Source organism: Streptomyces monashensis, assembly GCF_001866665.1.
In the GTDB taxonomy this organism is placed as follows: Bacteria; Actinomycetota; Actinomycetes; order Streptomycetales; family Streptomycetaceae; genus Streptomyces; species Streptomyces monashensis.
The window spans coordinates 84,362-108,983 of the sequence record NZ_MLYO01000011.1; the positions used below are offsets into that span (position 1 = coordinate 84,362).

The 24,622-nt window shown below is 72.2% G+C and carries 23 protein-coding genes and 1 tRNA gene; 17 read left to right on the forward strand and 7 right to left on the reverse strand.

What is annotated here, in order from left to right:
* The first annotated feature begins 81 nt into the window (after positions 1-81).
* From galU to BIV23_RS03995, 7 genes are all read left to right on the forward strand, one after another.
* Entirely contained in the window at positions 82-993 is a 912-nt protein-coding gene (galU, locus tag BIV23_RS03965) for a UTP--glucose-1-phosphate uridylyltransferase GalU (protein ID WP_071379316.1), read from the forward strand.
* Positions 990-2,312 carry a molybdotransferase-like divisome protein Glp gene (glp, locus tag BIV23_RS03970; protein ID WP_071379317.1) on the forward strand — a complete coding sequence of 441 codons (1,323 nt, stop codon included), beginning with the start codon at positions 990-992 and terminating at the stop codon, positions 2,310-2,312. Before galU ends, glp begins: the two co-directional genes overlap by 4 nt.
* Before the next feature lie 137 nt (positions 2,313-2,449).
* Positions 2,450-2,929 (forward strand): cyclic pyranopterin monophosphate synthase MoaC, encoded by a 480-nt coding sequence (gene moaC, locus BIV23_RS03975; protein ID WP_071379318.1) that lies wholly within the window; start codon positions 2,450-2,452, stop codon positions 2,927-2,929.
* Positions 2,926-3,426, forward strand: a complete 501-nt coding sequence (locus BIV23_RS03980; RefSeq protein WP_071379319.1) for a MogA/MoaB family molybdenum cofactor biosynthesis protein — start codon at positions 2,926-2,928, stop codon at positions 3,424-3,426. The genes moaC and BIV23_RS03980 overlap by 4 nt, the downstream gene beginning before the upstream one ends.
* Before the next feature lie 20 nt (positions 3,427-3,446).
* A complete protein-coding gene (locus tag BIV23_RS03985) occupies positions 3,447-4,115 on the forward strand; it encodes a GNAT family N-acetyltransferase (RefSeq protein WP_071379320.1) in 669 nt (222 codons plus the stop codon).
* 186 nt (positions 4,116-4,301) lie between these two features.
* Positions 4,302-5,492, forward strand: coding sequence for a divisome protein SepX/GlpR (sepX, locus tag BIV23_RS03990; protein WP_079172939.1), 1,191 nt, complete (start codon positions 4,302-4,304; stop codon positions 5,490-5,492).
* 127 nt (positions 5,493-5,619) lie between these two features.
* Positions 5,620-5,693, forward strand: a tRNA-Ala gene (locus BIV23_RS03995).
* Between the two features lie 123 nt (positions 5,694-5,816).
* Here the strand turns inward: BIV23_RS03995 and BIV23_RS04000 are convergent.
* Positions 5,817-6,293, reverse strand: coding sequence for a GNAT family N-acetyltransferase (locus BIV23_RS04000; RefSeq protein WP_071379322.1), 477 nt, complete (start codon positions 6,291-6,293; stop codon positions 5,817-5,819).
* Positions 6,294-6,376: 83 nt separating this feature from the next.
* Here BIV23_RS04000 and BIV23_RS04005 point away from each other — a divergent pair, with 83 nt between their 5' ends.
* On the forward strand, positions 6,377-7,180 hold the full coding sequence (locus BIV23_RS04005; RefSeq protein ID WP_071379462.1) for an exodeoxyribonuclease III: 804 nt from the start codon (positions 6,377-6,379) through the stop codon (positions 7,178-7,180).
* A gap of 44 nt (positions 7,181-7,224) precedes the next feature.
* Here BIV23_RS04005 and BIV23_RS04010 read toward each other — a convergent pair whose 3' ends face one another.
* Positions 7,225-7,860, reverse strand: coding sequence for a MerR family transcriptional regulator (locus tag BIV23_RS04010; protein WP_071379323.1), 636 nt, complete (start codon positions 7,858-7,860; stop codon positions 7,225-7,227).
* Between the two features lie 189 nt (positions 7,861-8,049).
* Here BIV23_RS04010 and BIV23_RS04015 point away from each other — a divergent pair, with 189 nt between their 5' ends.
* The 4 genes from BIV23_RS04015 to BIV23_RS04030 all read left to right on the forward strand — a co-directional run bounded on the left by BIV23_RS04015 (position 8,050) and on the right by BIV23_RS04030 (position 11,710).
* The gene (locus tag BIV23_RS04015) at positions 8,050-9,591 is read left to right on the forward strand and encodes a flavin-containing monooxygenase (protein WP_071379324.1); all 1,542 of its coding nucleotides are present in this window, start codon (positions 8,050-8,052) and stop codon (positions 9,589-9,591) included.
* Complete coding sequence (locus BIV23_RS04020) at positions 9,588-10,523, forward strand: alpha/beta fold hydrolase (RefSeq protein ID WP_071379325.1); 936 nt, start codon at positions 9,588-9,590, stop codon at positions 10,521-10,523. Before BIV23_RS04015 ends, BIV23_RS04020 begins: the two co-directional genes overlap by 4 nt.
* Positions 10,520-11,404, forward strand: a complete 885-nt coding sequence (locus BIV23_RS04025) for an SDR family oxidoreductase (protein WP_071379326.1) — start codon at positions 10,520-10,522, stop codon at positions 11,402-11,404. Before BIV23_RS04020 ends, BIV23_RS04025 begins: the two co-directional genes overlap by 4 nt.
* A 99-nt stretch (positions 11,405-11,503) precedes the next feature.
* Complete coding sequence (locus BIV23_RS04030) at positions 11,504-11,710, forward strand: hypothetical protein (protein ID WP_071379327.1); 207 nt, start codon at positions 11,504-11,506, stop codon at positions 11,708-11,710.
* A gap of 62 nt (positions 11,711-11,772) precedes the next feature.
* On the opposite strand, the gene BIV23_RS04035 is transcribed toward BIV23_RS04030, so the two are convergent.
* Positions 11,773-15,135 carry a S41 family peptidase gene (locus tag BIV23_RS04035; protein ID WP_071379328.1) on the reverse strand — a complete coding sequence of 1,121 codons (3,363 nt, stop codon included), beginning with the start codon at positions 15,133-15,135 and terminating at the stop codon, positions 11,773-11,775.
* Positions 15,136-15,310: 175 nt separating this feature from the next.
* Between BIV23_RS04035 and BIV23_RS04040 the strand changes: the two genes are divergently transcribed.
* The 3 genes from BIV23_RS04040 to BIV23_RS04050 all read left to right on the forward strand — a co-directional run bounded on the left by BIV23_RS04040 (position 15,311) and on the right by BIV23_RS04050 (position 18,931).
* Positions 15,311-15,919 carry a TetR/AcrR family transcriptional regulator gene (locus tag BIV23_RS04040; protein ID WP_071379329.1) on the forward strand — a complete coding sequence of 203 codons (609 nt, stop codon included), beginning with the start codon at positions 15,311-15,313 and terminating at the stop codon, positions 15,917-15,919.
* A gap of 103 nt (positions 15,920-16,022) precedes the next feature.
* Positions 16,023-18,248, forward strand: coding sequence for an MMPL family transporter (locus tag BIV23_RS04045; RefSeq protein ID WP_071379330.1), 2,226 nt, complete (start codon positions 16,023-16,025; stop codon positions 18,246-18,248).
* Positions 18,249-18,418: 170 nt separating this feature from the next.
* Positions 18,419-18,931, forward strand: coding sequence for a YbaK/EbsC family protein (locus BIV23_RS04050; RefSeq protein ID WP_071379331.1), 513 nt, complete (start codon positions 18,419-18,421; stop codon positions 18,929-18,931).
* A gap of 79 nt (positions 18,932-19,010) precedes the next feature.
* Here BIV23_RS04050 and BIV23_RS04055 read toward each other — a convergent pair whose 3' ends face one another.
* The gene (locus BIV23_RS04055; protein WP_071379332.1) at positions 19,011-20,498 is read right to left on the reverse strand and encodes a hypothetical protein; all 1,488 of its coding nucleotides are present in this window, start codon (positions 20,496-20,498) and stop codon (positions 19,011-19,013) included.
* A gap of 460 nt (positions 20,499-20,958) precedes the next feature.
* Here BIV23_RS04055 and BIV23_RS04060 point away from each other — a divergent pair, with 460 nt between their 5' ends.
* Both BIV23_RS04060 and BIV23_RS04065 read left to right on the forward strand, forming a co-directional pair.
* On the forward strand, positions 20,959-21,858 hold the full coding sequence (locus BIV23_RS04060) for an NAD(P)-dependent oxidoreductase (protein WP_071379333.1): 900 nt from the start codon (positions 20,959-20,961) through the stop codon (positions 21,856-21,858).
* 55 nt (positions 21,859-21,913) lie between these two features.
* Positions 21,914-22,189, forward strand: a complete 276-nt coding sequence (locus BIV23_RS04065) for a DUF1876 domain-containing protein (RefSeq protein ID WP_071379463.1) — start codon at positions 21,914-21,916, stop codon at positions 22,187-22,189.
* A 25-nt stretch (positions 22,190-22,214) separates the two neighbouring features.
* On the opposite strand, the gene BIV23_RS04070 is transcribed toward BIV23_RS04065, so the two are convergent.
* The 3 genes from BIV23_RS04070 to BIV23_RS04080 all read right to left on the reverse strand — a co-directional run bounded on the left by BIV23_RS04070 (position 22,215) and on the right by BIV23_RS04080 (position 24,521).
* Positions 22,215-23,384 carry a serine hydrolase domain-containing protein gene (locus tag BIV23_RS04070; protein WP_071379464.1) on the reverse strand — a complete coding sequence of 390 codons (1,170 nt, stop codon included), beginning with the start codon at positions 23,382-23,384 and terminating at the stop codon, positions 22,215-22,217.
* Positions 23,385-23,473: 89 nt separating this feature from the next.
* A complete protein-coding gene (locus BIV23_RS04075; protein WP_071379334.1) occupies positions 23,474-23,920 on the reverse strand; it encodes an organic hydroperoxide resistance protein in 447 nt (148 codons plus the stop codon).
* A 106-nt stretch (positions 23,921-24,026) separates the two neighbouring features.
* Positions 24,027-24,521 (reverse strand): MarR family winged helix-turn-helix transcriptional regulator, encoded by a 495-nt coding sequence (locus tag BIV23_RS04080; protein ID WP_071379335.1) that lies wholly within the window; start codon positions 24,519-24,521, stop codon positions 24,027-24,029.
* Positions 24,522-24,622 lie beyond the last annotated feature (101 nt).

A 24,622-nucleotide genomic window follows, 5' to 3' on the forward strand; every position in this document is an offset into this window, starting at 1 on the left:
CTGATTGTTCGATGCAGTCATAAAGGGCCAGCCAATCGGGGCTACGGATTCCGTACAAAGGCACCGGTTAAGGTGGCGGGCATGACTCAGTCGCACCCCAGGATCAGCAAGGCTGTCATCCCTGCGGCAGGCCTCGGGACCCGGTTCCTGCCGGCCACGAAGGCCACTCCCAAGGAGATGCTGCCGGTCGTCGACAAGCCGGCGATCCAGTACGTGGTCGAGGAGGCCGTGGCGGCGGGGCTCGACGACGTGCTCATGGTCACCGGACGCAACAAGCGTCCCCTGGAGGACCACTTCGACCGCAACTACGAGCTGGAGTCGGCCCTGCAGAAGAAGGGCGACGCCGGCCGGCTCGCCAAGGTCCAGGAGTCCAGCGACCTGGCCACCATGCACTACGTCCGCCAGGGCGACCCCAGGGGCCTCGGCCACGCCGTCCTGTGCGCCGCCCCGCACGTCGGCCACGAGCCCTTCGCCGTCCTCCTCGGCGACGACCTGATCGACCCGCGCGACCCGCTGCTCCGGCGCATGATCGAGACCCAGGAACAGCACGGCGGCAGCGTGATCGCCCTCATGGAGGTCGCGCCCGAGCAGATCCACCTCTACGGCTGCGCGGCCGTGGAGGCCACCGCCGACGGCGACGTCGTCAAGGTGACCGGGCTGGTCGAGAAGCCGGACCCGGCGGACGCCCCCTCGAACTACGCGGTCATCGGCCGCTACGTCCTCGACCCGCACATCTTCGACGTACTCCGCCGGACCGAGCCCGGCCGCGGCGGCGAGATCCAGCTCACCGACGCCCTCCAGCAGCTCGCGCAGGACGAGAAGGTCGGCGGACCGGTGCACGGCGTCGTCTTCGAGGGCCGCCGCTACGACACCGGCGACCGGGGCGACTATCTGCGTGCCATTGTCAGACTCGCGTGCGAACGTGAAGACCTGGGCCCGGACTTCCGGACCTGGCTTCGCAGTTACGTAGCCGAGGAGATGCAGCAGTCTTGAGCAGCGCCGTGACCCGCCCCGCCGGCCCGGACCATCTGTGGTCGGTCGACGAGCACCTGGAGGACATCCTCTCCACCGTCCGCCCCCTGGAGCCCATCGAGCTGCACCTGCTCGACGCCCAGGGCTGCGTCCTGGTCGACGACGTCATGGTGCCGGTGTCCCTGCCGCCGTTCGACAACAGTTCCATGGACGGGTACGCGGTGCGGGTCGCGGACGTCGAGGGCGCCAGTGAGGAGTTCCCGGCCGTCCTGGACGTCGTCGGGGACGTCGCGGCCGGTGCGGCCGATCCGGTCCGGGTCGGTCCCGGGCAGGCCGCCCGCATCATGACCGGCGCGCCGCTGCCGCCCGGCGCCGAGGCCGTGGTCCCCGTCGAGTGGACCGACGGCGGGCTCGGCGAGGGACCGGTGAGCGGCATGCGGGCGCGCAGCCTGGCTCCCGAGGGCGCCGAGGGACAGGTGCGCGTGCACCGTCCCGCCGAGGCACGCGCGCACGTGCGCGCCAAGGGCAGCGACGTGAAGGCGGGCGAACGCGCCCTGGAGGCCGGCACGATCCTCGGCCCGCCGCAGATCGCGCTCCTCGCCGCGATCGGCCGCGGCACGGTACGCGTGCGCCCGCGCCCGCGCGTGGTCGTCATGTCCACTGGCAGCGAACTCGTCCAGCCCGGCGAGGATCTGGCCGCCGGCCAGATCTACGACTCCAACAGCTTCGCCCTCACCGCCGCCGCGCGGGACGCCGGCGCCATCGCCTACCGGGTGGGCGCGGTCGCCGACGACGCCGACACCCTCCGCTCGACCATCGAGGACCAGCTCGTCCGCGCCGACCTGCTGGTGACCACGGGCGGCGTGAGCGTCGGGGCGTACGACGTGGTCAAGGAGGCGCTGTCGCACGTCGGCGACGAGGACGAGGCGGGCGCGGGCGTGGAGTTCCGCAAGCTCGCCATGCAGCCCGGCAAGCCCCAGGGCTTCGGCTCGATCGGCCCCGACCACACGCCGCTGCTGGCCCTGCCCGGCAACCCGGTGTCGTCGTACGTCTCCTTCGAGCTGTTCGTCCGCCCCGCCATCCGCGCCCTGATGGGTCTCGCGGACCTGCACCGGCCCCGCACGCGCGCGACCCTGAAGGCGGACGAGGCGCTGCGCTCACCCAAGGGGCGCCGGCAGTTCCTGCGGGGCGCCTACGCCGACGGCGAGGTGACCCCGGTGGGCGGCGTCGGCTCGCACTTGATCGCGGCGCTGGCGCACGCCGACGCGCTGATCGTCGTCCCCGAGGACGCGGACCGCGTCGAGCCCGGCGACGAGGTGGAGGTCGTCCTGCTCGGCTGACGCACGCGCGCGTGAGCGCGCGACGGGACCCACGGGGGTCCTGGCCCGGTGCGTGCGCCGACTTGGCGGTACCGTGGCGCGCACAACAGGCCCGCGCACCGCACTGTGACGGGCCCGGACCGGGAGCGGCACAGAGCATGAGTACGCAGGACGGACTGACGCACATCGACGAGGCGGGCGCCGCCCGTATGGTCGACGTATCCGGGAAGGACGTGACCGCGCGCACCGCCCGTGCCAGCGGCCGCGTGCTCGTCTCGCCCCGCGTGGTCGAGCTGCTGCGCGGCGAGGGGGTACCCAAGGGGGACGCCCTCGCCACCGCGCGGATCGCGGGCATCATGGGCGCCAAGCGCACCCCGGACCTGATCCCGCTGTGCCACCCGTTGTCGGTGTCCGGTGTGAAACTGGATCTGTCGGTCGCGGACGACGCCGTGGAGATCCAGGCCACCGTGAAGACGACGGACCGCACGGGCGTCGAGATGGAGGCCCTCACCGCCGTCACGGTCGCCGCGCTGACCGTGATCGACATGGTCAAGGCGGTCGACAAGGGAGCGGTCATCACGGACGTACGGGTGGAGGAGAAGACGGGCGGCGCATCGGGCGACTGGAGCCGGGCATGAGCTACCGGGCTCTGGTGGTCACCGCCTCCAACCGGGCCGCGGCCGGTGTCTACGAGGACAAGGGCGGCCCGTTGATCGTCGACGGCCTGACGGGCTTCGGGTTCGCCGTGGACGGCCCCCGGGTCGTGCCCGACGGGGATCCCGTGCGCGAGGCCCTGCGCGCGGGCGTGGCGGCCGGGTACGACGCGATCGTCACCACCGGCGGCACCGGCATCTCGCCGACCGACCGCACGCCCGAGGCGACCCGTGCGGTGATCGACTACGAGGTGCCGGGCATCGCGGAGGCCGTCCGGGCGTTCGGCAGGGAGAAGGTGCCGACCGCCGTGCTGTCCCGGGGCCTGGCCGGGGTGGCGGGACGGACCCTGATCGTCAATCTGCCGGGCTCCACGGGCGGGGTGCGCGACGGCCTCGCCGTGCTGGAGCCCCTGCTGGTCCACGCCGTCGACCAGATCCGCGGCGGCGACCACCCCAGACCCAGGAGCGGGGGTGCGAGCTGAACAGCCCTTACTGGCCCGTCGTGCTGGCGGACGGCGATGTCGTCCTGCGGCCGATAAAGGTGCGCGACCAGCGAGCCTGGCGCGAGGTGAACCGGCGCAACCGGGACTGGCTGCGCCCGTGGGAGGCGACCATTCCGCCGCCCACGCCGAGCGGGCCGATCACCCACCGGCCGACGTACCGCCAGATGGTCCGGCACCTGCGGTCGGAGGCCAACGCGGGCCGGATGCTGCCGTTCGTCATCGAGTACCAGGGGCGGCTCGTCGGGCAGTTGACGGTCGCCGGGATCACCTGGGGGTCGATGTGCTCGGGGCACGTCGGGTACTGGGTGGACGAGGCGGTGGCCGGCCGCGGCGTGATGCCGACGGCGGTCGCGCTCGTGGTGGACCACTGTTTCCGCGCTGTCGGGCTGCACCGCATCGAGGTCTGCATTCGGCCCGAGAACCGGCCCAGCCGGCGGGTCGTGGAGAAACTCGGATTCCGCGAGGAGGGGCTCCGGCCGCGCTATCTTCACATCGACGGGGCCTGGCGCGACCATCTGGTCTTCGCGCTCACCGCGGAAGAGGTGCCCGAGGGGTTGCTCGCGCGCTGGCAGCGGGCACGCTCCCAGAGGGAGCGGTACATCGAGCGTCCGGCGGACGAGGCGGATCCGTCGTGGAATCCGCAGAACACGCCGGGGAATCCCGCCTAGGCCCCGGAAATGGAATATGTGTTCGAAATTGATCGGATGCTGACCGTCTCGGGGCATTGAATTCGCGACTGAGGCGGTCCTCTGATCGCATGGATCGCAAAAAAAGCTGGAAATATCAGCCAGATCGTGCGACACACCGGCTCAATTGGCGGATGGCCTCAGGCAAACCCCTCTACGGTGTGAGACGTGAGCAGCAGCGGCCTCATCTACGCAGTCATTGTCGGGGCCTGGGCCGCCTACTTGGTGCCTATGTGGCTCCGTAGGCAGGACGAGCTGAACGAGGCCCGTCCGACGGAACGCTTCAGCACCGCCATCCGGCTGCTGTCCGGACGGGCGGGCATGGAGCGTCGGTACGCCAGGGACCTGCGGGCGCGCTCCGCCCAGGAGGGGGAGCCGGACGCCGGCGACCCGGACGCCGCCACCGACTCGGTGGACGTCCGGGCCTTCGCCATGCCTCCGACCCGCCGTCAGGCGCACGCGGACGCCGGGGGCGAGTCACCCGGAAGGGCGGAAGCGGCACGTGAACAGGAGCCCGCACGGGCGCCCAAGTCGGTGCCCGCGCCCCCGCAGCGGCCGGTGCCGGCCGCGCGACGTTCGGCCTCGGCACAGGCGGCCGCGGCGCGCGACCGGCGCCTGAAGGTCCTGGCGCGCCGCCGACGCACCACCGTGATGCTCTTCCTCGGCTTCACACTCGGCGCGATCGTCGCCGCCGTCGGCGGGCTCGCCTTCCTGTGGGCGCCCGCCGTACCGGCCGTGATGCTCAGCGGGTACATCGCGTATCTGCGTTCCCAGGAGCGCCGTCGCTTCGCCTACCAGATGGACCGCCGGCGGGCCGAGGTCGCCGCGCAGCGGCTGCGGGAGCGCGAGCGTCAGCCGCGTCGGCGCGTGTCCCTCGACGCGACGAGCGCCGGCGCGGACGAAGCGGAGGAGGTCCAGGAGGCCGAGACGGATCCCGGTCTCTCCGCGCTCGCCGCGGACCGGCGTGCCCTGGTCGAGCAGACCGACCACGCCGAGTGGGTCGACCAGCAGCGTGAGCGCCAGCGGCGGCCCGGCGGGGACAGCTGGGAGCCCGTGCCGGTTCCCCTGCCGACCTATGTGACCGCGCCGGTGGCGCCGCGTGCCACCTCCGACGTGGACCTGGGGGCGCCGGACACCTGGAGCTCGGCGCGTTCCAGCTCGGTCGCGCCGGGGCAGGAGGCCGTCCACGCGCCGGAGTCCGGCGCCGGCGAGCAGGCGCCCGTGACCGAGGACAAGCCGGTGGGCGGCCGCAGCGACGCGCGCCGCGCCGCGTCCGCGCGCCGGGCGCGTGAGCGCGGACGCACGCCCCTGTTCGATCAGTACGAGGACGGCGACCGCCCGCGCGCGGCGAACGAGTAACCGCGCTCGCACGCCCCTCGGCGCGCTCCCCGTCGGGCGCGCCCCCTCCGGAGACCCCCGCCGTGACCAGTCACGGAACGGATTTCCAAGCACCCCGATGGGGATGCTAGAGTTTCACTCGTTGCAAGGGCCTGTGGCGCAGTCCGGTAGCGCACCTCGTTCGCATCGAGGGGGCCAGGGGTTCAAATCCCCTCAGGTCCACGCAGCATGGAGCCCCTGTCGGCAGTAGTCGACAGGGGCTTCATCGTGTGTCCGGACGGAGTGTCGGACCGCGGCCAGGCCTGCCGGGGCTCAAGCGGGCCTGGTGTGATCCGAGTTACCGGCTCAGAGCTTCTTCGCGAAGCAGAGGCTCTCCTCGTGGAAGCGGTAGTAGCCGAACTTGGCGCACGGCTCGTAACCGCTCGACGTGTACAGAGCGACGGCCTCCGGCTGCTTGCTGCCCGTCTCCAGCACCATGCGGACCCGGCCGGCGGCGCGGGCGTCCTCCTCCAGGACCGAGAGTATGCGGCGCGCCAGGCCATGGCCCCGCATCCGTTCGATCACGAACATGCGCTTGAGCTCGGCGTCGCCGTTCTCGTTGCCCTCGCTGTTGAGGTCCTGGCTGCGCCAGCCGCCCGTCGCGACGGGGCGGTCGAGCTCGTCGTACGCGATCAGGTACGCGCCGCGCGGCGGGTCGAAGTCCATGGTGTCGAGAACCGTGGCGTCTCCGCCGTCGCCGTAGCGCAGCTGGTACTCGGCCTGGACTTCGTCGTTGAGCGTGACGGCGTCGGGGTGATCGAAGCGGACGCGGCGTATATTCATACTTTGTATCGTACTTCTATGCAGGACGGTGTTCGTCGGACGGTGGGGGCGGACTCCGTCCAGTGTGCCGGTATCGTGCCCTGGTGCTGACTGTGACCTCGGTGAACGTGAACGGGCTGCGGGCCGCCGCCAAGAAGGGCTTCGTGGAGTGGCTCGCCCGGACGGAGGCGGACGTCGTCTGCCTGCAGGAGGTGCGCGCCGAACCGCACCAGCTGCCCGAGGAGGTCCGGGAGCCCGACGGCTGGCACGTCGTGCACGCCCCGGCCGCCGCCAAGGGGCGCGCGGGCGTCTCCCTCTACACGCGGCGGGAGCCGGACCGGGTCCGGGTCGGTTTCGGTTCGGACGAGTTCGACGGCAGCGGCCGCTACGTCGAGGCCGACCTGCCCGGTGTGACCGTCGTCTCCCTGTATCTGCCCTCCGGCGAGGTCGGCACCGAGCGGCAGGACGAGAAGGTGCGCTTCATGGACGAGTTCCTCGTCCATCTCAAGGAGTTGCGCGCGCGGGCCGCCGCCGACGGGCGCGAGGTGGTCGTCTGCGGCGACTGGAACATCGCCCATCAGCAGGCCGACCTCAAGAACTGGCGCGGCAACACCAAGAACTCCGGCTTCCTGCCCGAGGAGCGGGAGTGGCTCGGCCGGGTGCTCGCCGCCGGGGACGGCGGTTACGTCGACGTCGTGCGCGCCCTGCATCCCGACGTCGAGGGGCCGTACACCTGGTGGTCGTACCGCGGTCGGGCCTTCGACAACGACTCGGGGTGGCGCATCGACTACCACGTCGCCACGCCCGGGCTCGCCGGCAAGGCGGTCAAGGCGCTCGTGGAGCGCGCGGCCACGCACGCCGAGCGGTGGTCGGACCACGCGCCGGTGACCGTCGTCTACGACCTGTAGGCGCGGCCCCGCCCGTCGGCCCCGCCCGTCGGTGGCGGGCGGGATCAGATGTCGCGTTCGCCGGACTTCTTGGTCAGGCGGCGGTCGAGGGCCAGGGAGAGTTCCGCCTCCACCACGCTGCGGGCCAGTGGGCGCAGGCGGTGGAGGTCCTCCTCGGGGGCGTGGCGCAGGATCACGTCGGCGAAGAGTTCGGCGAGGGCGTCGGCGTGCTCGCGGACGCGGGCGGCGGCGGTGAGGACCTCGCCGAGCGGGATGCCCTCGCGGACCAGGGCGGAGGAGACGTCCAGCAGGCGGCGGCTGATGTGCACGATCTCGTCGCCGTCGGTGCCGAGGTAGCCCAGTGCCATGGCCGCGGCGAGGTTCTCGGGGGTGACCTCGCCCTCGAAGCGGGCGGCGAGTTCCTCGGGGGTGAGGCGGACCGGCTCCTCCTCGGTGGGGGTGCCGACGCCGAGTAGGTCGGCAACGTCGCGGCCCTGGTCGAGGGCCTCCGCGAGTTCCGCGATGCCGTTCAGTGTGTGGCCGCGCTCCAGCATGGCGGCGATGGTGCGCAGGCGCGCCAGGTGGTGGTCGTCGTACCAGGCGATACGGCCCTCGCGCCGGGGCGGCGGGATCAGCTTGCGCTCCCGGTAGAAGCGCAGGGTGCGCACGGTGATCCCGGCGAGCCGGGCCAGCTCCTCCATGCGGTACTCGCGCCGTTCCCGCGGCCGTGCCCCCGAGTGTTCTGCGTCCTCTGCCACGTCCGCAGCCTATGTTGTACCGCCGGTAACTTTCGTGGCCCCGCCCCCTACCGCTCGGTACGGAGCTGCTCTACAGTCCCATTGCGCCAGTGTTCACTGGCAGAGTCGAAGGCGATGCGTGGAGGCTTCGGGATGGCCGAGCACGAGCATGTACGGGTGGCGGTGATCGGGTCCGGGTTCGGCGGGCTGGGGGCCGCCGTGCGGCTGCGCCGCGAGGGGATCACCGACTTCGCCGTCCTGGAGCGGGCCGACAGCGTCGGCGGCACCTGGCGGGACAACAGCTACCCCGGGTGCGCCTGTGACGTGCCCTCCCACCTCTACTCCTTCTCCTTCGCGCCCAATCCGGACTGGCCGCGCACCTTCTCGGGCCAGCAGCACATCCGGGCCTATCTGGAGCACGTCACCGACCTCTTCGGACTGCGCCCGCACCTTCGCCTCGACTCCGAGGTCAAGCTGATGACCTGGGACACCGAGAACCTGCGCTGGACCATCGAGACCACGCGCGGCACGCTGACCGCCGACGTCGTCGTCTCCGCCACCGGACCGCTGTCGGACCCGAAGATCCCCGGGATCCCGGGCCTCGCGTCCTTCCCCGGCAAGGTGTTCCACTCCGCCCGCTGGGACCACGACTACGACCTGCGCGGCAAGCGCGTCGCGGTGGTCGGCACCGGGGCCTCCGCGATCCAGATCGTGCCCACCATCCAGCCGCAGGTCGGCCGGCTCACCCTCTTCCAGCGCACGCCGCCGTGGGTGATGCCCCGCGTGGACCGCGCCATCAGCGCCGCCGAGCGCGGGCTGCACCGGTTGCTCCCCTTCACGACCCAGGTGCGGCGCGGACTGCTGTGGGGCATCCGGGAGCTCCAGGTCCAGGCGTTCACCAAACACCCCGACGAACTCGGCCTGGTCGAGCAGCTCGCCAAGCGCAACATGGCCCGCGCGATCAAGGACCCGGCCCTGCGCGCCAAGCTCACCCCCGACTACCGCATCGGCTGCAAGCGGATCCTGCTGTCCAGCGCGTACTACCCGGCGCTGGCCAGGCCGAACGTGGACGTCGTCGCCAGCGGGCTGAGCGAGATCCGCGGCTCGACGCTCGTCGCCGCCGACGGTACCGAGGCCGAGGCCGACGCGATCGTCTTCGGTACGGGCTTCCACGTCACGGACATGCCGATCGCCGAGCGGGTGGTGGGCGCGGAGGGCGGTACGCTCGCGGACTCCTGGAAGAACGGCATGCAGGCGCTGCGCGGTGCCACCGCCGCCGGGTTCCCGAACTTCATGACGATCATCGGGCCCAACACCGGCCTCGGGAACTCCTCCATGATCCTCATGATCGAGTCTCAGCTGAACTACATGGCCGACTATCTGCGCCAGCTCGACGTCCTCGGCAGCCGCACCGCCCTGGACGCCCGGCCCGCCGCCGTCGAGACCTGGAACCACCGAGTCCAGGAGCGCATGAAGCGGACCGTGTGGAACACCGGCGGCTGCACCAGCTGGTACCTGGACGCGAGCGGCCGCAACACCACGATCTGGCCCGGTACGACGTCCGAGTTCCGCACCGCGACCCGGCGTGTGGACCTGGCGGAGTACGAGGTCCTCCGGAAGAGCGACGGCAAGCCGGCCGGTACGGCCGTGCCGCAGACGCCGGCCGCCGTCACGGAGAGCGGGGGCGCCGCATGAGCCGGCCCGTCCCCGCGACCGCCCCTGCCACCGACGGCCGCTACGTCCCGCCCGCCCCCGCCCGCGAACTCACCGTCGTCTCCGCCGACGGCGCGCCGCTGCACGTCGAGGTGCACGGCCCCGAGAACGCGCCCCCGGTCGTCCTCTCCCACGGCTGGACCTGCTCGACCGCCTTCTGGGCGGCGCAGATACGGGACCTGGCGACCGACCACCGCGTGATCGCGTACGACCAGAGGGGGCACGGGCGCAGTCCCGCGAGCTCCGCGTGCACTACCCAGGCGCTGGCGGACGACCTCGAAGCGGTGCTCGCGCGGACGCTCGCACGCGGGGAGAAGGCGCTGGTCGTCGGCCACTCCATGGGCGGCATGACGGTCATGGCCGCGGCCACGCGCCCCCGCTTCCAGGAGCACGCCGCCGCCGTCCTGCTGTGCAGCACGGGCAGTTCGCGGCTGGTCGCGGAATCGCGTGTGGTGCCGATGCGCGCCGGGCGCGTGCGCACCTGGATCACCGGGCACATTCTGGGGTCGCGCGCTCCCCTCGGGCCGGTCACGCCGGTCGCGAAGAGCATCCTCAAGTACGCCACCATGGGCGCCGGTTCCGCCCCGCACATGGTGGAGGCGTGCGCGCGGATCGTGCACGCCTGCCCGCGTGCCGTGCGCCATGCGTGGGCCGGTGTGCTCGCGACGCTCGATCTCGACCACGGCGTACGGGAGTTGCACACGCCCACCGCGATCGTGCACGGCGCGTCCGACCGGCTCACGCCCCCGGTGCACGCCCGCGCGCTGGCCGCCGCGCTGCCGGCGTGCGTCGGTCTCACCGAGCTGACCGGCGTCGGGCACATGACCCCGATCGAGGCTCCCGACCTGGTGATCGGCAGGATCCGGGAACTCGTCACCACGTATGTCACGGCGCAGATCAAGGAGGGCGCATGAGCAGGGTCAGCCTCGAAGGGCAGGTCGCGGTCGTCACGGGGGCCGCGCGCGGCGTCGGTGAGCTGCTGGCGCGCAAGCTCTCGGCGCGCGGCGCGAAGGTCGCGCTGGTCGGGCTGGAGGAGGAGGCGCTCAAGGAGGTCTCCGGGCGGCTGCACAGCGACAGCGCGTACTGGTACGCCGACGTCACCGACCACGAGGCGATGGACCGGGTCGCGCGGGAGGTGAAGGAGCGGTTCGGGAAGGTGGACATCGTGGTCGCCAACGCCGGTGTGGCGACGGGCGGGCCGTTCGTCGACTCCGATCCGCGGGCCTGGCGGCGGGTGATCGAGGTCAACCTGATCGGTTCGGCGGTGACCGCGCGTGCGTTCCTGCCGGTGCTGGTCGAGAGCCGGGGCTATCTGCTCCAGATCGCCTCGCTCGCCGCGATCACGCCCGCGCCGATGATGACGGCGTACTGCGCCTCCAAGGCGGGCGTGGAGGCGTACGCGCACAGTCTGCGCGCCGAGGTCGGCTACCAGGGCGTGCGCGTCGGCGTGGGCTACCTGTCCTGGACCGACACCGACATGGTGCGCGGTGCCGACCAGGACGACGTCATGCGGGAGTTGAGGCAGCGTCTGCCGTGGCCGTCGAACAAGACGTACCCGCTGGGCCCCGCCGTGGAGCGGATCGTGGAGGGCATCGAGCGGCGCTCGGCGCATGTGTACGGACAGTGGTGGCTGCGCGGCATGCAGGGCGTGCGCGGATATCTGCCGGCGCTCATCGGGACCGTCGGCCAGCGCGAGATGAAGCGGTTCGCGCCCCGTCTGCAGGGGATGAGCTCGGGGCTCGTGGGTGCGGGCGGCGCGGCGGACGAAGCGGCGCGGGCTACGCACCGTAACTGATCCACATGCGTTCCCCGGTCCGCCGTGTGAGTCTGGTCGAGGCCCCAGCGGGGCCGTTTCCCCCGAATTCCCTCTCACTCACCACAGGAGTGAACCCTCATGGGTATGAAGGACCAGTCCCAGAACAAGGCCGGCGAGCTGAAGCAGCGGGCGAAGGGCAAGGGCGACCAGGCCCGTCAGCAGGCCGGGCAGCGCGGTAAGCAGCAGGCTTCGTCCGAGCGGGGACTCAAGCACGAGAACATGCGTGACATCGAGGACTCGGACCAGGAGATGAAGGACCGGTTCGACCGGGACTACGACGCGTAGCCGCTGCGCTCGGCTTCGGCCGGCCTGTCGGCATGGGGCGCCCTTCGCTCGCGGAGGGCGCCCTAACCGTTCTTCCGCGGCGGCAGTTTCGGGCGGGAGCGGTTCGGGACGTCGCTGTGGTCCGGGGGGACGGCCGCGGGGGTGGAGGTCAGGAGGTCCAGGGCGAGCTGGATCGCGTCGTCCATCTGGGCATGGCGGCCCTCGGCCCAGTCCAGGGGGGTGCGCATGATCTCCAGGTCGGGGGCGACGCCGTGGTTCTCCACGGACCAGCCGTAGGCGTCGAACCAGGCCGCGTTCATCGGGACCGTGATGACCGTGCCGTCGCCCAGCCGGTGGCGGCCGGTCATGCCGACCACGCCGCCCCAGGTGCGCTGGCCGACCACCGGGCCGAGCCTCAGCAGCTTGAAGGCGGCCGTGATCATGTCGCCGTCCGAGGAGGTCGCCTCGTCGGCGAGGGCCACCACCGGACCGCGCGGCGCGTTCGAGGTGTACGACACCGGCTGGGCGTCCCGGGTCAGGTCCCAGCCCAGGATCGTCCGCGTCAGCTTCTCGATGACGAGTTCGCTGATGTGCCCGCCCGCGTTGCCGCGCACGTCCACGATCAGCGCGGGCCGGGACACCTCCATGCGCAGATCGCGGTTGAACTGGGCCCAGCCGGAGCCGCCCATGTCGGGGATGTGCAGATAGCCGCACTTGCCGCCGCTCAACTCCCGTACGACACCGCGGCGTTTGGCGACCCAGTCCTGGTAGCGCAGGGGGCGGTCGTCGACGAGCGGGACGACCGCGACCCGCCGGGCCCGCTCGGCGCCCCCGTCCGCGGGTACGAACGTCAGCTCCACGGTCGTCCCGCCGGCGCCGGCGAGGAGCGGATACGGCCCGGTCACCGGGTCGACCGGGCGGCCGTCGACATGGGTCAGCACGGCGCCCTCACGGATGCCCGTGCCGGCCAGCGGTGAGCGGGCCCGGGAGTCGGAGGAGTCGCCGGGCAGGATCCGCCGGAGGGCCCAGCCGGCCTCGCGGCGGACGAAGTTGGCGCCGAGCAGGCCCTGCCGGCGCTGGTAGTGCGGCGGGCCCTCGTTGCGGCGGGCGGCGGTGACGTACGCGTGCGAGGTGCCCAGTTCGCCGAGGACCTCGCGCAGGAGGTCCGCGAACTCGTCGGGGGAGGCGACGCGTTCGACCAGCGGGCGGTACTGGTCGAGCACCGCGTCCCAGTCGATGCCGCACATGCCCGGGTCCCAGAAGTAGCCGCGGATGATGCGCCCCGCCTCCTCGTAGGCCTGGCGCCACTCGGCGGGCGGGTCCACCTCGTGCAGGATGCGGCGCAGGTCGATCCACACGGTCGTGTCGCCGTCGCCCGGTTCCGTGGACGGGACCGCGCGCAGCTCGCCCTCGTCCACGACGACCAGGCGGGTGTCGTCGCCGCTCACCGCGAACCAGTCCAGGTGGTCGACCAGTTCGGACTTCTTGGCCTTGGTGATGTTGAAGTACTCCAGCGTCGGACGGCCGCTGGTGTCGGCCGGGTTGGCGAAGGTCTCGCCGAGCGCGCCGGAGATCGGCCAGCGCAGCCAGACCAGGCCGCCGCCCGCGACCGGGTGCAGCGCGGAGTACTTGGACGCGATGACCGGGAACGGCGTGACCCGGTTCGCCAGGCCCTCCACCTCGACGGTCACCGTGCCCGCCTCGCCGGTCTCCTCTTCCTCGACCGGGTCGAGCCCGCCGGCGGCCGGGCGGCCCTCGGGGTTCAGCGCGAAGGGGGAGGGGGTCGCCGAGCTCAGCGGGACGAGGTACGGGCGGCAGCCGAGCGGGAAGGAGAGGTCGCCGGTGTGGACGTCGTAGACCGGGTCGAAGCCGCGCCAGGAGAGGAAGGCGAGGTAGCGGCCGTCGCGGGTGAAGACGGGGTTCTCGTCCTCGAAGCGGCCGTTGGTGACGTCCACGATGAGCCGGTCCTTGATCCGGGCCAGCTTGATCTCGCGCAGGGAGCGGCCGATGCCCGGGTGGGACCAGGCGAGCCAGGCGCCGTCGGGGGAGAAGGCGAGGTCGCGGACGGGGCCGTTGACGGAGCGGATCAGCTCGGTCACCTGGCCGGCCGCACCTCCCGGCACCTCGCCCTGCCCGGTCTCCTCGGCCCCCTCGGCCCCCTCCGCGTTCGCGGGGCCCTCGGCGGCCTCCGCGGCCGGGGTCTCCGCGGCCTCGCCGCCCTCCCCCTCTCCCGTGTCGAGCAGCAGCAGCCGTCCGTCGTGCGAGGCGATGGCGAGCCGTTCGCCGAGCGGATCGCAGACCATCTCCAGGACCCGGCCGAGCGCCCCGGAGGCCAGCCGGTGCGGGGCGCGGTCGCCGGACGCGCGCGGCAGCTGGGCGATCTCGACGGCGTCCTCGCCGTCGGCGTCGGTGACGTACGCGACCTTGCCGGTCGTGCCCAGCATCTCCGGCAGCCGTACCCGGACGCCGGGCGTGTCGGCGATGGTGCGGGCCGGGCCGTCGCGGTGGGTGAGCCAGTACAGGCTGCCGCGGACGACGACGGCGCTGGCCCGGCCGGTCTCGTCCACGGAGATGCCGTCGACGTTCTGCGCGGCCGGCACCTGATAGCGGCGGCGGCCGGTGGCGGGTCCGGCGAGCCGGATGTCCAGCTTGTGCGGTACGGCGTTCGGGGAGAAGTCGTCCACGAGCCACAGGTCGCCCGCGCACTGGTAGACCACCCGGGTGCCGTCGCCGGCGGCGTGCCGGGCGTAGAAGGCGTCGTGGTCGGTGTGGCGGCGCAGGTCGGTGCCGTCGTACGCGCAGGAGTAGAGGTTGCCGACGCCCTCGTGGTCGGAGAGGAAGGCGACGCGGCCGGCGACGAACATGGGGCAGGCCAGATGGCCGCCGATGTCGGGCACGAGCTGCGTGCCGTGCAGCCACAGGCGGCCCATGGCGCCGCCGCGGTAGCGCTTCCAGGAGGCCGGTTCGTGCGGCGGGGTGCCGGTGAGCAGCAGCGTCCTGTGTTCACCGTCGACGTCGGCGACCTGGATGTCGGTGACCGGGCCCCAGGGCAGCCGCGCGCCGGGGTCGCCGGCGGTGGGGACCTTGTAGGCCCAGGTGAAGTAGGAGAAGGGCTGGTCGTGCGAGGCGACCGCGAGGATGTCGCTCTCCCCGTTCTCGGGGGGCGTCCAGCCGCAGACCCGGGTGTCGGAGCTGCCCCAGTACGTCAGCTGCCGCGCGGGACCGCCGTCGACGCCGACCAGGTGGATCTCGGGGTCGAGGCTGCGCCAGGTCGTGTAGGCGATACGGCGGCCGTCGGGCGAGAAGCGCGGGTGGCCGGTTTTGGTGCGGTCCGCCGTGAGGCGCCAGGCGCGGCCCGGCGCGTCGAGGGGGGCCAGCCAGAGATCGTCCTCGGCCACGAAGCACAGCAGATCGCCGCTGAGGTGGGGAAGGCGCAGATAGCTCACCTCCCTATGCTTTTCCGGGCAAACGGCACGAGCAACTCGTACGCTCGTCGTCGCTGCTTATGGAAAGCAGACAACCGTGATCCAACCCACGTACGAAACGGTTTCGTTTCGCTCGCTCTCGGGGTATCTTCATGGAGTACGAAACAGGAGGCTCCGGAGCGGAAGGGTGAGTGGCATGACCGAGGTGGTCGCAACGGCGCGCCGCAGTCGGATCACGCCCGAGCGGGAGGCCGAGTTGTACGAGGCCGTGCTCGACCTGCTCCGCGAAGTCGGCTACGACGCCCTCACCATGGACGCCGTCGCCGCCCGTACCAAGTCCAGCAAGGCGACGCTCTATCGCCAGTGGGGCGGCAAGGCCGAGCTGGTGGCGAAGGCGGTGCGGCACAACAAGCCGGGCGGCATGGGCCTCGACGGGATCGACACGGGATCGCTCAAGGGCGACCTGCGCGCTCTCACCCTGCGTTCGGACGACTGCGAGATGGAGCAGAACTCCGCGCTGATGCGGGGCCTGGCCATGGCGGTGCACAGCAACCCGGACCTCCTGCGGGCGTTCCGGGACCATCTGATCGAGCCCGAGATGGCGTCGTTCCGCCGCGTGGTGCAGCGGGCCGTCGACCGGGGTGAGATCCGGCCGGACAACCCGGCGATCGAGTTCATGATGCACATGATGCTCGGAGGGTTCGCCGCCCGCACCATGATCGACGAGTTGCCGCCGACGCAGTCCTTCCTCATGTCGTACATCGACGCCGTGGTCCTCCCCGCCCTCGGCGTTCCCACCGACTGACCTCTCTCCCCAGCAAGCCCACCTTCTGACGTCACCGCTCACGTCGTCGGGCTGACCACCCCTGCCCTGATCAACCCCACGACCTGACCGGGAGTACGCCTCCGTGGCCACATTCCTGTACAAACTTGGCCGTCTCGCCTTCCGGCGACGGCACTTCGTCGCCCTCATATGGGTGGCGCTGCTGACCCTCGCCGGGGTCGGCGCCGCCTCCGCGCCGCCCGCCGGCAGCACGTCCTTCTCCATCCCCGGCACCGAGGCGCAGAAGGCTTTCGACCTCCTCGAACAGCGCTTCCCCGGGATGAGCGCCGACGGCGCCACCGCGCGCGTCGTCTTCAAGGCGCCGGCCGGCGAGAAGATGACCGACCAGCTCAACAAGGCGGCCGTCGAGAAGACCGTCAAGGAGCTGGGCAGCGGTCCCGAGGTCGTCTCCGTCGCCGACCCGTACGCGGGGCACGCCGTCAGCCGGAACGGCTCGATCGCCTACGCCGCGGTGAAGTACAAGGTCTCCGGGATGGAGCTCAAGGCCTCCTCCAAGGACGCCCTGAAGGAGGCCGCGCAGCACGCGCGCGACGCCGGGCTGACCGTCGAGGTCGGCGGTGACGCGCTCACCGCGACCCCGGAGACCGGCTCCAGCGAGGTCATCGGCATCGCGATCGCCGCCGTCGTCCTCGTCATCACCTTCGGCTCGCTGCTCGCGGCCGGATTCCCGCTGCTGACCGCGATCATCGGCGTCGGCATCGGCGTCTCCACGATCACCGCGCTCGCCAGCGCCCTGGACCTGGGCTCCACGACCTCCACCCTGGCCTCGATGATCGGCCTGGCCGTCGGCATCGACTACGCCCTGTTCATCGTCTCCCGCTACCGCGCCGAACTGGCCGAGGGCCGCGAGCGCGAGGAAGCGGCCGGACGCGCCGTCGGCACGGCGGGCTCGGCGGTGGTCTTCGCGGGCCTGACCGTCGTCATCGCCCTGGTCGGCCTGTCAGTCGTCAACATCCCGATGCTGACCAAGATGGGCATCGCGGCCGCCGGCACGGTCGCCATCGCCGTCCTCATCGCGCTGACGATGATCCCGGCGCTGCTCGGCTACGCCGGCCGCAGGGTCAAGCCCGCCGGCGAGAAGAGCAAGCTGCTCGGCGGCGGCCGTAAGCCCAAGAATCCGGGCAGGCCCAACATGGGCACCCGCTGGGCGAGCTTCGTCGTACGCCGTCCGGTCGCCGTCCTCCTCCTCGGTGTGATCGGCCTCGGCGCGGCGGCGGTCCCGGCCGCCTCCCTCGAACTCGGCCTGCCGGACGACGGCTCCCAGCCGACCTCCACCACCCAGCGCCGCGCCTACGACCTGCTCTCCGAGGGCTTCGGGCCGGGCTTCAACGGTCCGCTGATGGTCGTCGTCGACGCCAAGGGCAGCCACGACGCGAAGGCTGCCTTCACCAGGGTCGGCGACGAGATCAAGGGCCTGAAGGACGTCGTCACGGTCACGCCGGCCGTGCCCAACAAGGCCGGCGACACCGCGACCATCACGGTCGTCCCCGGGTCCAAGCCGTCGTCCAGGACGACCGAGGACCTGGTGCACGCCATCCGCGGCAAGGGCGCGGAGGTCGCGCGGCAGACCGACTCCAAGATCCTGGTCACCGGCTCGACGGCGATGAACATCGACGTCTCGCAGAAGCTGAACGACGCGCTGCTGCCGTACCTGGCCCTGGTCGTGGGCCTCGCCTTCCTCCTGCTGATCGTGGTCTTCCGCTCCGTCCTCGTCCCGCTGAAGGCGGCCCTCGGCTTCCTGCTCAGCGTGACGGCGGCGCTCGGCGCCGTGGTCGCGGTCTTCCAGTGGGGCTGGCTGTCCGGCCTGTTCAACGTCTCCGAGACCGGCCCGGTCATGTCGATGATGCCGATCTTCATGGTGGGCGTCGTCTTCGGTCTCGCCATGGACTACGAGGTCTTCCTCGTCACCCGGATGCGGGAGGCGTACGTCCACGGCGAGAAGCCGACCCAGGCCGTGGTCACCGGCTTCCGGCACGGGGCACGGGTCGTGACCGCCGCCGCGGTCATCATGATGGCCGTCTTCTCGGGCTTCATCGGCTCCAGCGAGTCGATGATCAAGATGATCGGCTTCGGCCTCGCGATCGCCGTCTTCTTCGACGCGTTCATCGTCCGCATGGCGATCGTCCCGGCGGTGCTCGCCCTGCTCGGCAAGCGGGCCTGGTGGCTGCCGAGGTGGCTCGACCGCGCCCTGCCGAACGTCGACGTCGAGGGCGAGGGCCTGCGCACGCGGTCCGCCGCGGACGGCAGGGACACGGACCCCGACGGGGAGCGGGAGCTGGTACGCGCGTGACGTACCGCGTCTAGCCCGTATCGGCCCCGGCCGGTACGACCGGCCGGTGAGGGTGCCCGTGGGGACGGGGCTGCACCCTCACCGGCTGCTTCGCCTCGCCCGCGGCGGGCACCCGGTGGCGGCCGAAAACCCCGTGAGCGCGGCCGGATCGATGCCGTAGCGTGCCGGGCATGACGACGACCGCCACGGGCACCGGGGAGTCCGGTGCCCACCCCCGGTTTGCCGAAGCGATGCGTGCGCGCGGGCTGGAGGACGTCCTCGCGCGGACCCGGCGGTTCCCGGAGGCCACCCGGACGGCCGCCGAGGCCGCAGCCGCGATCGGGTGCGGGCTGAGCCAGATCTGCAAGTCGCTGATCTTCGCCGCCGACGGTGTCCCGGTGCTCGTCCTGATGGACGGTGCCTCGCGCGTGGACGTGGAGCGCGTGCGCGCGGAACTGGGAGCGGGCAAGGTCACGCGGGCCGACGCCGGTGTCGTGCGCGAGACCACCGGGTACGCCATCGGCGGCGTCCCGCCCTTCGGACACCGCACGCGCACGCGCGTCCTCGCCGACCGCTCGCTGCTCGCGCACGACGAGGTGTGGGCGGCGGCCGGCACGCCGCACACCGTCTTCCCGATCGGGCCGGAGGCGCTGGTGGCACACGCCGGTGCGACCGTGGTGGACGTGCGCGAGCAGACCGCGTGACGCCGCTCGTCACGGCCGCCGTCCGGTGGGCCCGCCGTGCTGCCACGGCCGGCCCGATCAGCGCCCCGGCCCCCGGATTTCAGTTGGCGGTGAGAGCCTCGGTGACGCGCGTCACCGTGGCCGGGGCGGTGGTGGAGAGGTCGGTGAACAGGTTGGCCGTGACCGTCCCACCCGCGGAGACGGTCCACAGGTCGGGTACGCCGTCACTGTTGGCGTCGGCGGCCTGCAGGTCCAGTGCGGCACCGGTGTTCCACCCGGTGGCGACCGGGTAGGCGGTGTAGGTGAGGTTGCCGGTGTTGGGGTCGGCGGCCAGGTTCTTCCACAGGTCGAGTTCGCCGGTGGACTTCTTCCACAGGAACATCGCGGTGCTGCTTGCGCCGCCCGTGGTGGGCAGCTGCGTGGTGGCGACGGTCCAGTTGTTCCAGTCCGCGGTGCCGTCGGGCGTGTGGGCGTTGAGCGCGACGGGGAACTGGTAGACGCCGGCGCCGGCGCCGCTCGGGTAGAGGTCGAGGGCATAACCGTTGACGCTGTCGCCGGAGACACCGACGAGGTCGGGGAACCCGGTGTTGCCGCCGGATGTGTTTCCGGCGTCGGCGAGCTGGACGGGGTTGTCGCCGTTGATGTCCTGGAACGCACCGGCCGGGATGCCGACAGCAGTCCCGCTGACCGGGTTGAGCGGCGAGCCGTCTCCGTTGCCCTTGACGATCTCGCCGCCGCCCGCGTCGTTGCCACCGGGGTAGTAGACCAGCACGTCCTGTTCGGTGCCGCCGGTGAAGCGTCCGGCGACGACATCCGAGCCGTCGAAGTCCGAAGGCGAGCCGACGGTGTTGAAGCCGTTGCCGTTGACGCCGATGTCTCTCGGCGCGGTACCGACGTGCCCGTCACCCGTACCGGGGGCCAGCCACAGCCCCGAGGGAAGTCCGTTGCGGGCGCCGACGGTGAGCAGGTCAGGGATGCCGTCGCCGGTCAGGTCGCCGTCGGCCTGACCGGTCGTCGGCGCGGTGGAGTCGAAGGCAATGGTCGTCGTCCCGCCGAAGTTGCCTCCCGCGGACATGCTGGTGACCGACAGGGTGTTGGTGCGGCTGGTCGGGGTGACCGTGATGGTGGCGTTGCCGGAGGCGTCCGCGGTCACGGTGGCCGGGGCGCCCGCGTCGAGCTGGTATCGGTAGCTGCTCGGTACGGTCCCGCCACTGGGCGCGGTGACGGCGACGCTCAACGGCCGCCCGACGGTGGACGCCCCTGGCGGGGCGATCACGGGCGTACCCGGGCGCGTCGGGTCGAACGAGAAGTGGCAGACGGTCGACCAGTCGCCGGTGCGGTGGAGGTCGGTGGCCCGGACCTTCCAGTCGAACTCGGTGACGGAACCTCCTGCCGCCGACTCCAGGGTGGCCTTCGGGATGACGTAGACGGCACTGTCGCCGGATTGCACGGTCAGCTTCGCCGGGTCCGATTCGGCGGTCGCGTCGCCGGATTCGCTGCCGTGCGGCGACAGGCGGAAATCGGCGCCCAGGGTGCCGCCGTCGGGGTCGGAGACCTTCGCGTACAGGGTGACGTCGCCGTCGCCCACGAGGGTGTCGCCTTGGCATGAGGTGGCCGGCGAGGTGCTCAAGTCGGCTGGAACGGCCGGGGGGTTGTCCCGTGTCGTGGCCGAGGCAGCGGTCGACTGCACGATCCCCGCGGCTATCAGCAGGCCGAGCGCTGCCGTCGTCGTGGTGGTGCGCCTGGGGCGGGGTCTGTGTGACGAGGACGAGCCCATGAAGTCGTCGCCTTTCAGAGGGGGCCGACTGGCCCCGAACGGAGCCAAGTTACGGTATGCGGCACGGGAGTTCGCGAGGACCCCGGCGAACTGTCCGCCCTGGTCACGCCCGCACTCGTCGGCGACGCGCCGATCGGAGCACTGTTCTTCGGGGAGCGGTCCGGACCGATGCCGCACGCCGGGTGGTACGCACGCGTGCGTGTGTCCGTCGGCGTCGCGAAGATGGCAGGGGACCACGAGACAGCAGCCGGACGACGACAGGGAGCCGTCAATGAGCGACAAGCCGACCGTGAGCGTGCTGGGCACCGGCATCATGGGGGCCGCCATGGCCCGCAATCTGTGCCGGGCAGGGCTGGACGTGCGGGTCTGGAACCGGACGCGCGAGAAAGCCGAACCGCTCGCCGCCGACGGTGCCCGCGTCGCCGCCACGCCCGCCGAGGCCGTCGAGGGCGCCGACGTCGTCCTGACGATGCTCTACGACGGCCGGACGGTCCTGGACACCCTGGGCGAGGCCGCCCCGGCGCTGCGCCCCGGCACGGTGTGGGCGCAGTGCACCACCGCCGGCACCGACCTGGTCGGCGACCTGGCCGCGTTCGCCCGCGAGCACGGGCTGGTCTTCTACGACGCTCCCGTCCTCGGCACCCGCCAGCCCGCCGAGGCCGGTCAGCTGACCGTGCTGGCCGCCGGGCCGCAGGAGGGGCGGGCCACACTCGCGCCGGTCTTCGACGCGGTCGGCGCGAAGACCGTGTGGACCGGGGACGACGGTGCCTCGGGCAGCGCCAGCCGGCTGAAGCTGGTGGCCAACAGCTGGGTCCTCGCCGCCACGGCCGCGACCGGCGAGGTGCTCGCCCTCGCCCGGGCCCTCGGCGTGGATCCGCAGGGCTTCTTCGACCTCATCGAGGGCGGCCCGCTCGACATGGGCTATCTGCGCGCCAAGGCCGCGCTGGTGCTCGACGGCAAGCTGTCACCGGCGTCGTTCGCCGTGACCACCGCAGAGAAGGACGCCCGGCTGATCGTGCAGGCCGGCGAGCGCGGCGGCGTACGCCTCGACGTCGCCGCCGCGACCGCCGAGCGGTTCGCCCGCGCCGCCGCCCAGGGCCACGCCGACGAGGACATGGCCGCCGCGTACTTCGCCAGCTTCGACGAGAAGGGCGCGCAGACGCCGACATGACGGCCGGGGCTTCCAGGGCGCACCCTGGAAGCAGCGGTCTTCGGAGGTGGTCGTCATGTTGCAAACCGCTGTCGGATGGCATGTCGAGATGGAGTTCGTGGAGGACGATCTGCACACGCGCGCGGTGGCCATGGTGCGCTTGCCCGACGGCTCGGAGATGCGCGCGCACGGCCGGGCCAGCAGGCACACCGTCGACGCCAACCAGCCCAGGGTCGGCGAGGAGATCGCGGGCGCGCGCGCCCTCAACGAACTGGCCATGCAACTGCTCACCAAGGCCCACGGAGAGATCGACGCGGCGTCCGGACGGACTTCGCACCCGATCAACGTGTGACGCCGGGCGGGCCCGGCGGCGCGCGTTACGCGAGCGCCGTGCGCAGCGCCCGGACCAGCGCCTGCGCCCTCGGGTCCGCCGTCACGCTGGTGCGGAAGCCGTTGGTGACGTAGCCGAAGGAGATGCCGGACTCCGGGTCGGCGAACGCGAGGGCGCCGCCGCGGCCCGGGTGGCCGAAGGAACCGGGGGCGAGGAGCGGGGACGCGCTGCCGTGCAGCATGTAGCCGAGGCCGAACCGGGTGCCCACCACCAGGACCCGGTCCGGTCCGGCGGACTGCTCGGCGCGGGCCAGTTCCGTCGTCCGGGCGGTGAACAGGCGCGTGCCGCCGTCCACGTCGCCGATGAGGGACGCGTAGACGCGGGCCAGCCCGTCGGCGGTGGCGATGCCGTTGGAGGCGGGCAGGGCGGCCGCGCGGTAGGCGGGGTCGTTCTCGTCGGGGAGCGGGGTGATGGCGGCGAACGCCCGCCGGGTCAGCGAGTCCGGATCGGCGTAGGCCTCGGCCACCGCGCGCTTGGGGCGCGTCTTCAGCGTGCCCGCGGTCTCCGGCGCCTCGACCGGCCCGACGCAGCCCACGCGCGCGTGCTCCGACTCCGGCAGCCCGAGCCAGAGGTCCGCGCCGACGGGTCCGGCGATCTCGTCCGCGATCCAGTCGCCGACCGGGCGGCCGGTGACCCGCCGGATCAGCTCGCCGGCGAGCCAGCTGTAGGTCTGGGCGTGGTAGCCGTGGTCCGTGCCCGGCTCCCACACCGGCGGCTGCGCGGCGACCGCGGCGGCGCCCAGGTCGGGGTCGGCGGCCTCGGCCGGGGTCAGCGGGCGGTCCAGCGCCGGTATGCCCGCGCGGTGCGCCAGCAGATGCCGGACGAGGGTGTGTTCCTTGCCGGCCGCCTTGTACTCGGGCCAGTACGCGCCGACCGGGGCGTCCAGGTCCAGTTCGCCGCGCTGGTGCAGGAGCAGCAGCGCGGCGGCGGCGACGCCCTTGGTCGCCGAGCGCACGATCTGCGCCGTTCCGCGCTCCCAGGCCGGCCCGTCGGCCGTACCGTCGACGTCCTTCGCGCCGGCCCACAGATCGACGACCTTGTGCCCGTCGCGGTACACGGCCACCGCCGCGCCGCGCTCGCCGAGCAGCGCGAAGTTCGCGGCGAACGCCTCCCTGACCGGCTCGAAGCCCTCGGCCACTGCGCCGTGCACGTCCACGTCCACGTCCGCCGTCCTTTCCCGTACGGTCCCATCCCCTGCGACAGTGCGTGCAACGCCGCCCGTGCGCCTGCGATTCCTCGGCGGGATCAGCCCAGCAGAATCGTTACGTCGATGTTGCCGCGCGTCGCGTTGGAGTACGGGCAGACCTCGTGCGCCGCGTCCACCAGCCGGGCCGCCAGGCCGGCGTCCAGGACCGGCAGGGAGACGCTGAGGGCGACGGCGAGGCCGTAGCCGCGCTGCCTGTTCGGGCCGATGCCGACCTTCGCGGCCACCGTGGAGCCGGTCAGGTCGTAGCCCGCGCGGTTGCCGACCAGGATCAGCGCGTTGTGGAAGCAGGAGCTGTATCCGGCCGCGAACAACTGCTCCGGGTTGGTGCCGTCGCCGTCGCCGCCCAGCTGCGGCGGCATCGCGACCTTCAGTGCGAGGCGGCCGTCCTGGCTGGTGACATGGCCGTCCCGGCCGCCGTGGGCGGTGGCTTCGGCGACATACATGATCTTCGTCGGACGCGTGTCGACGGCGGAGTCCTCAGTCATGGCCGGCCTTCCCCGGAATACATGGCGCACAGATACATCGTGCACAAGGTACTGGCCGGTACGTCGGTGCGTGCCGTCAGGGTGGGCGACCGCGGGTAAGGCGAGCTCAGTGCGCCCGGTGCCGGTCGGCCGCCGCCGTGGCGCGTTCGGCGAGGTCCCGCAACTCCGCGCGCAACCGCGCGACGTCCTCGGCGCCGAGCCCCGTCGTGGTGAGCAGCGCGCCGGGTATCCGCGCTGCGCGCTCCCTGAGTTCCTCCCCGCGCCCGGTGCACGCGACGAGCACCGAGCGCTCGTCGTCCGCCGCGCGCTCCCTGCGCACCAGACCCGCCGCCTCCAGCCGCTTCAGCAACGGCGAGACGGTCCCGTAGTCCAGCCGCAGGGCGCTCGCCAGCTCCTTCACGCTGGTCTCGCCGTGCTCCCAGAGCACCAGCAGCACCAGGTACTGGGGGTAGGTGAGCCCGAGGTCGTCCAGAAGTGGACGGTATGCGGCGGTCACGGCGCGCTGTGCGGCGTACAGCGCGAAGCAGAGCTGGTCGTCCAGCAGCAGCGACCCGGCGGCCCCTTTGTCGTCTCGGTCGTCTTGAGGCGTCACGCGCCCCATTCTCGCGGACGCGTGACGCGCCGAGCGGCGCGCGTCCCGAAGCACCTGCCCGCCCCCTCGTGCCCCAAAAGTGTGCAAACCGGAAAATGTGGCACATTGGA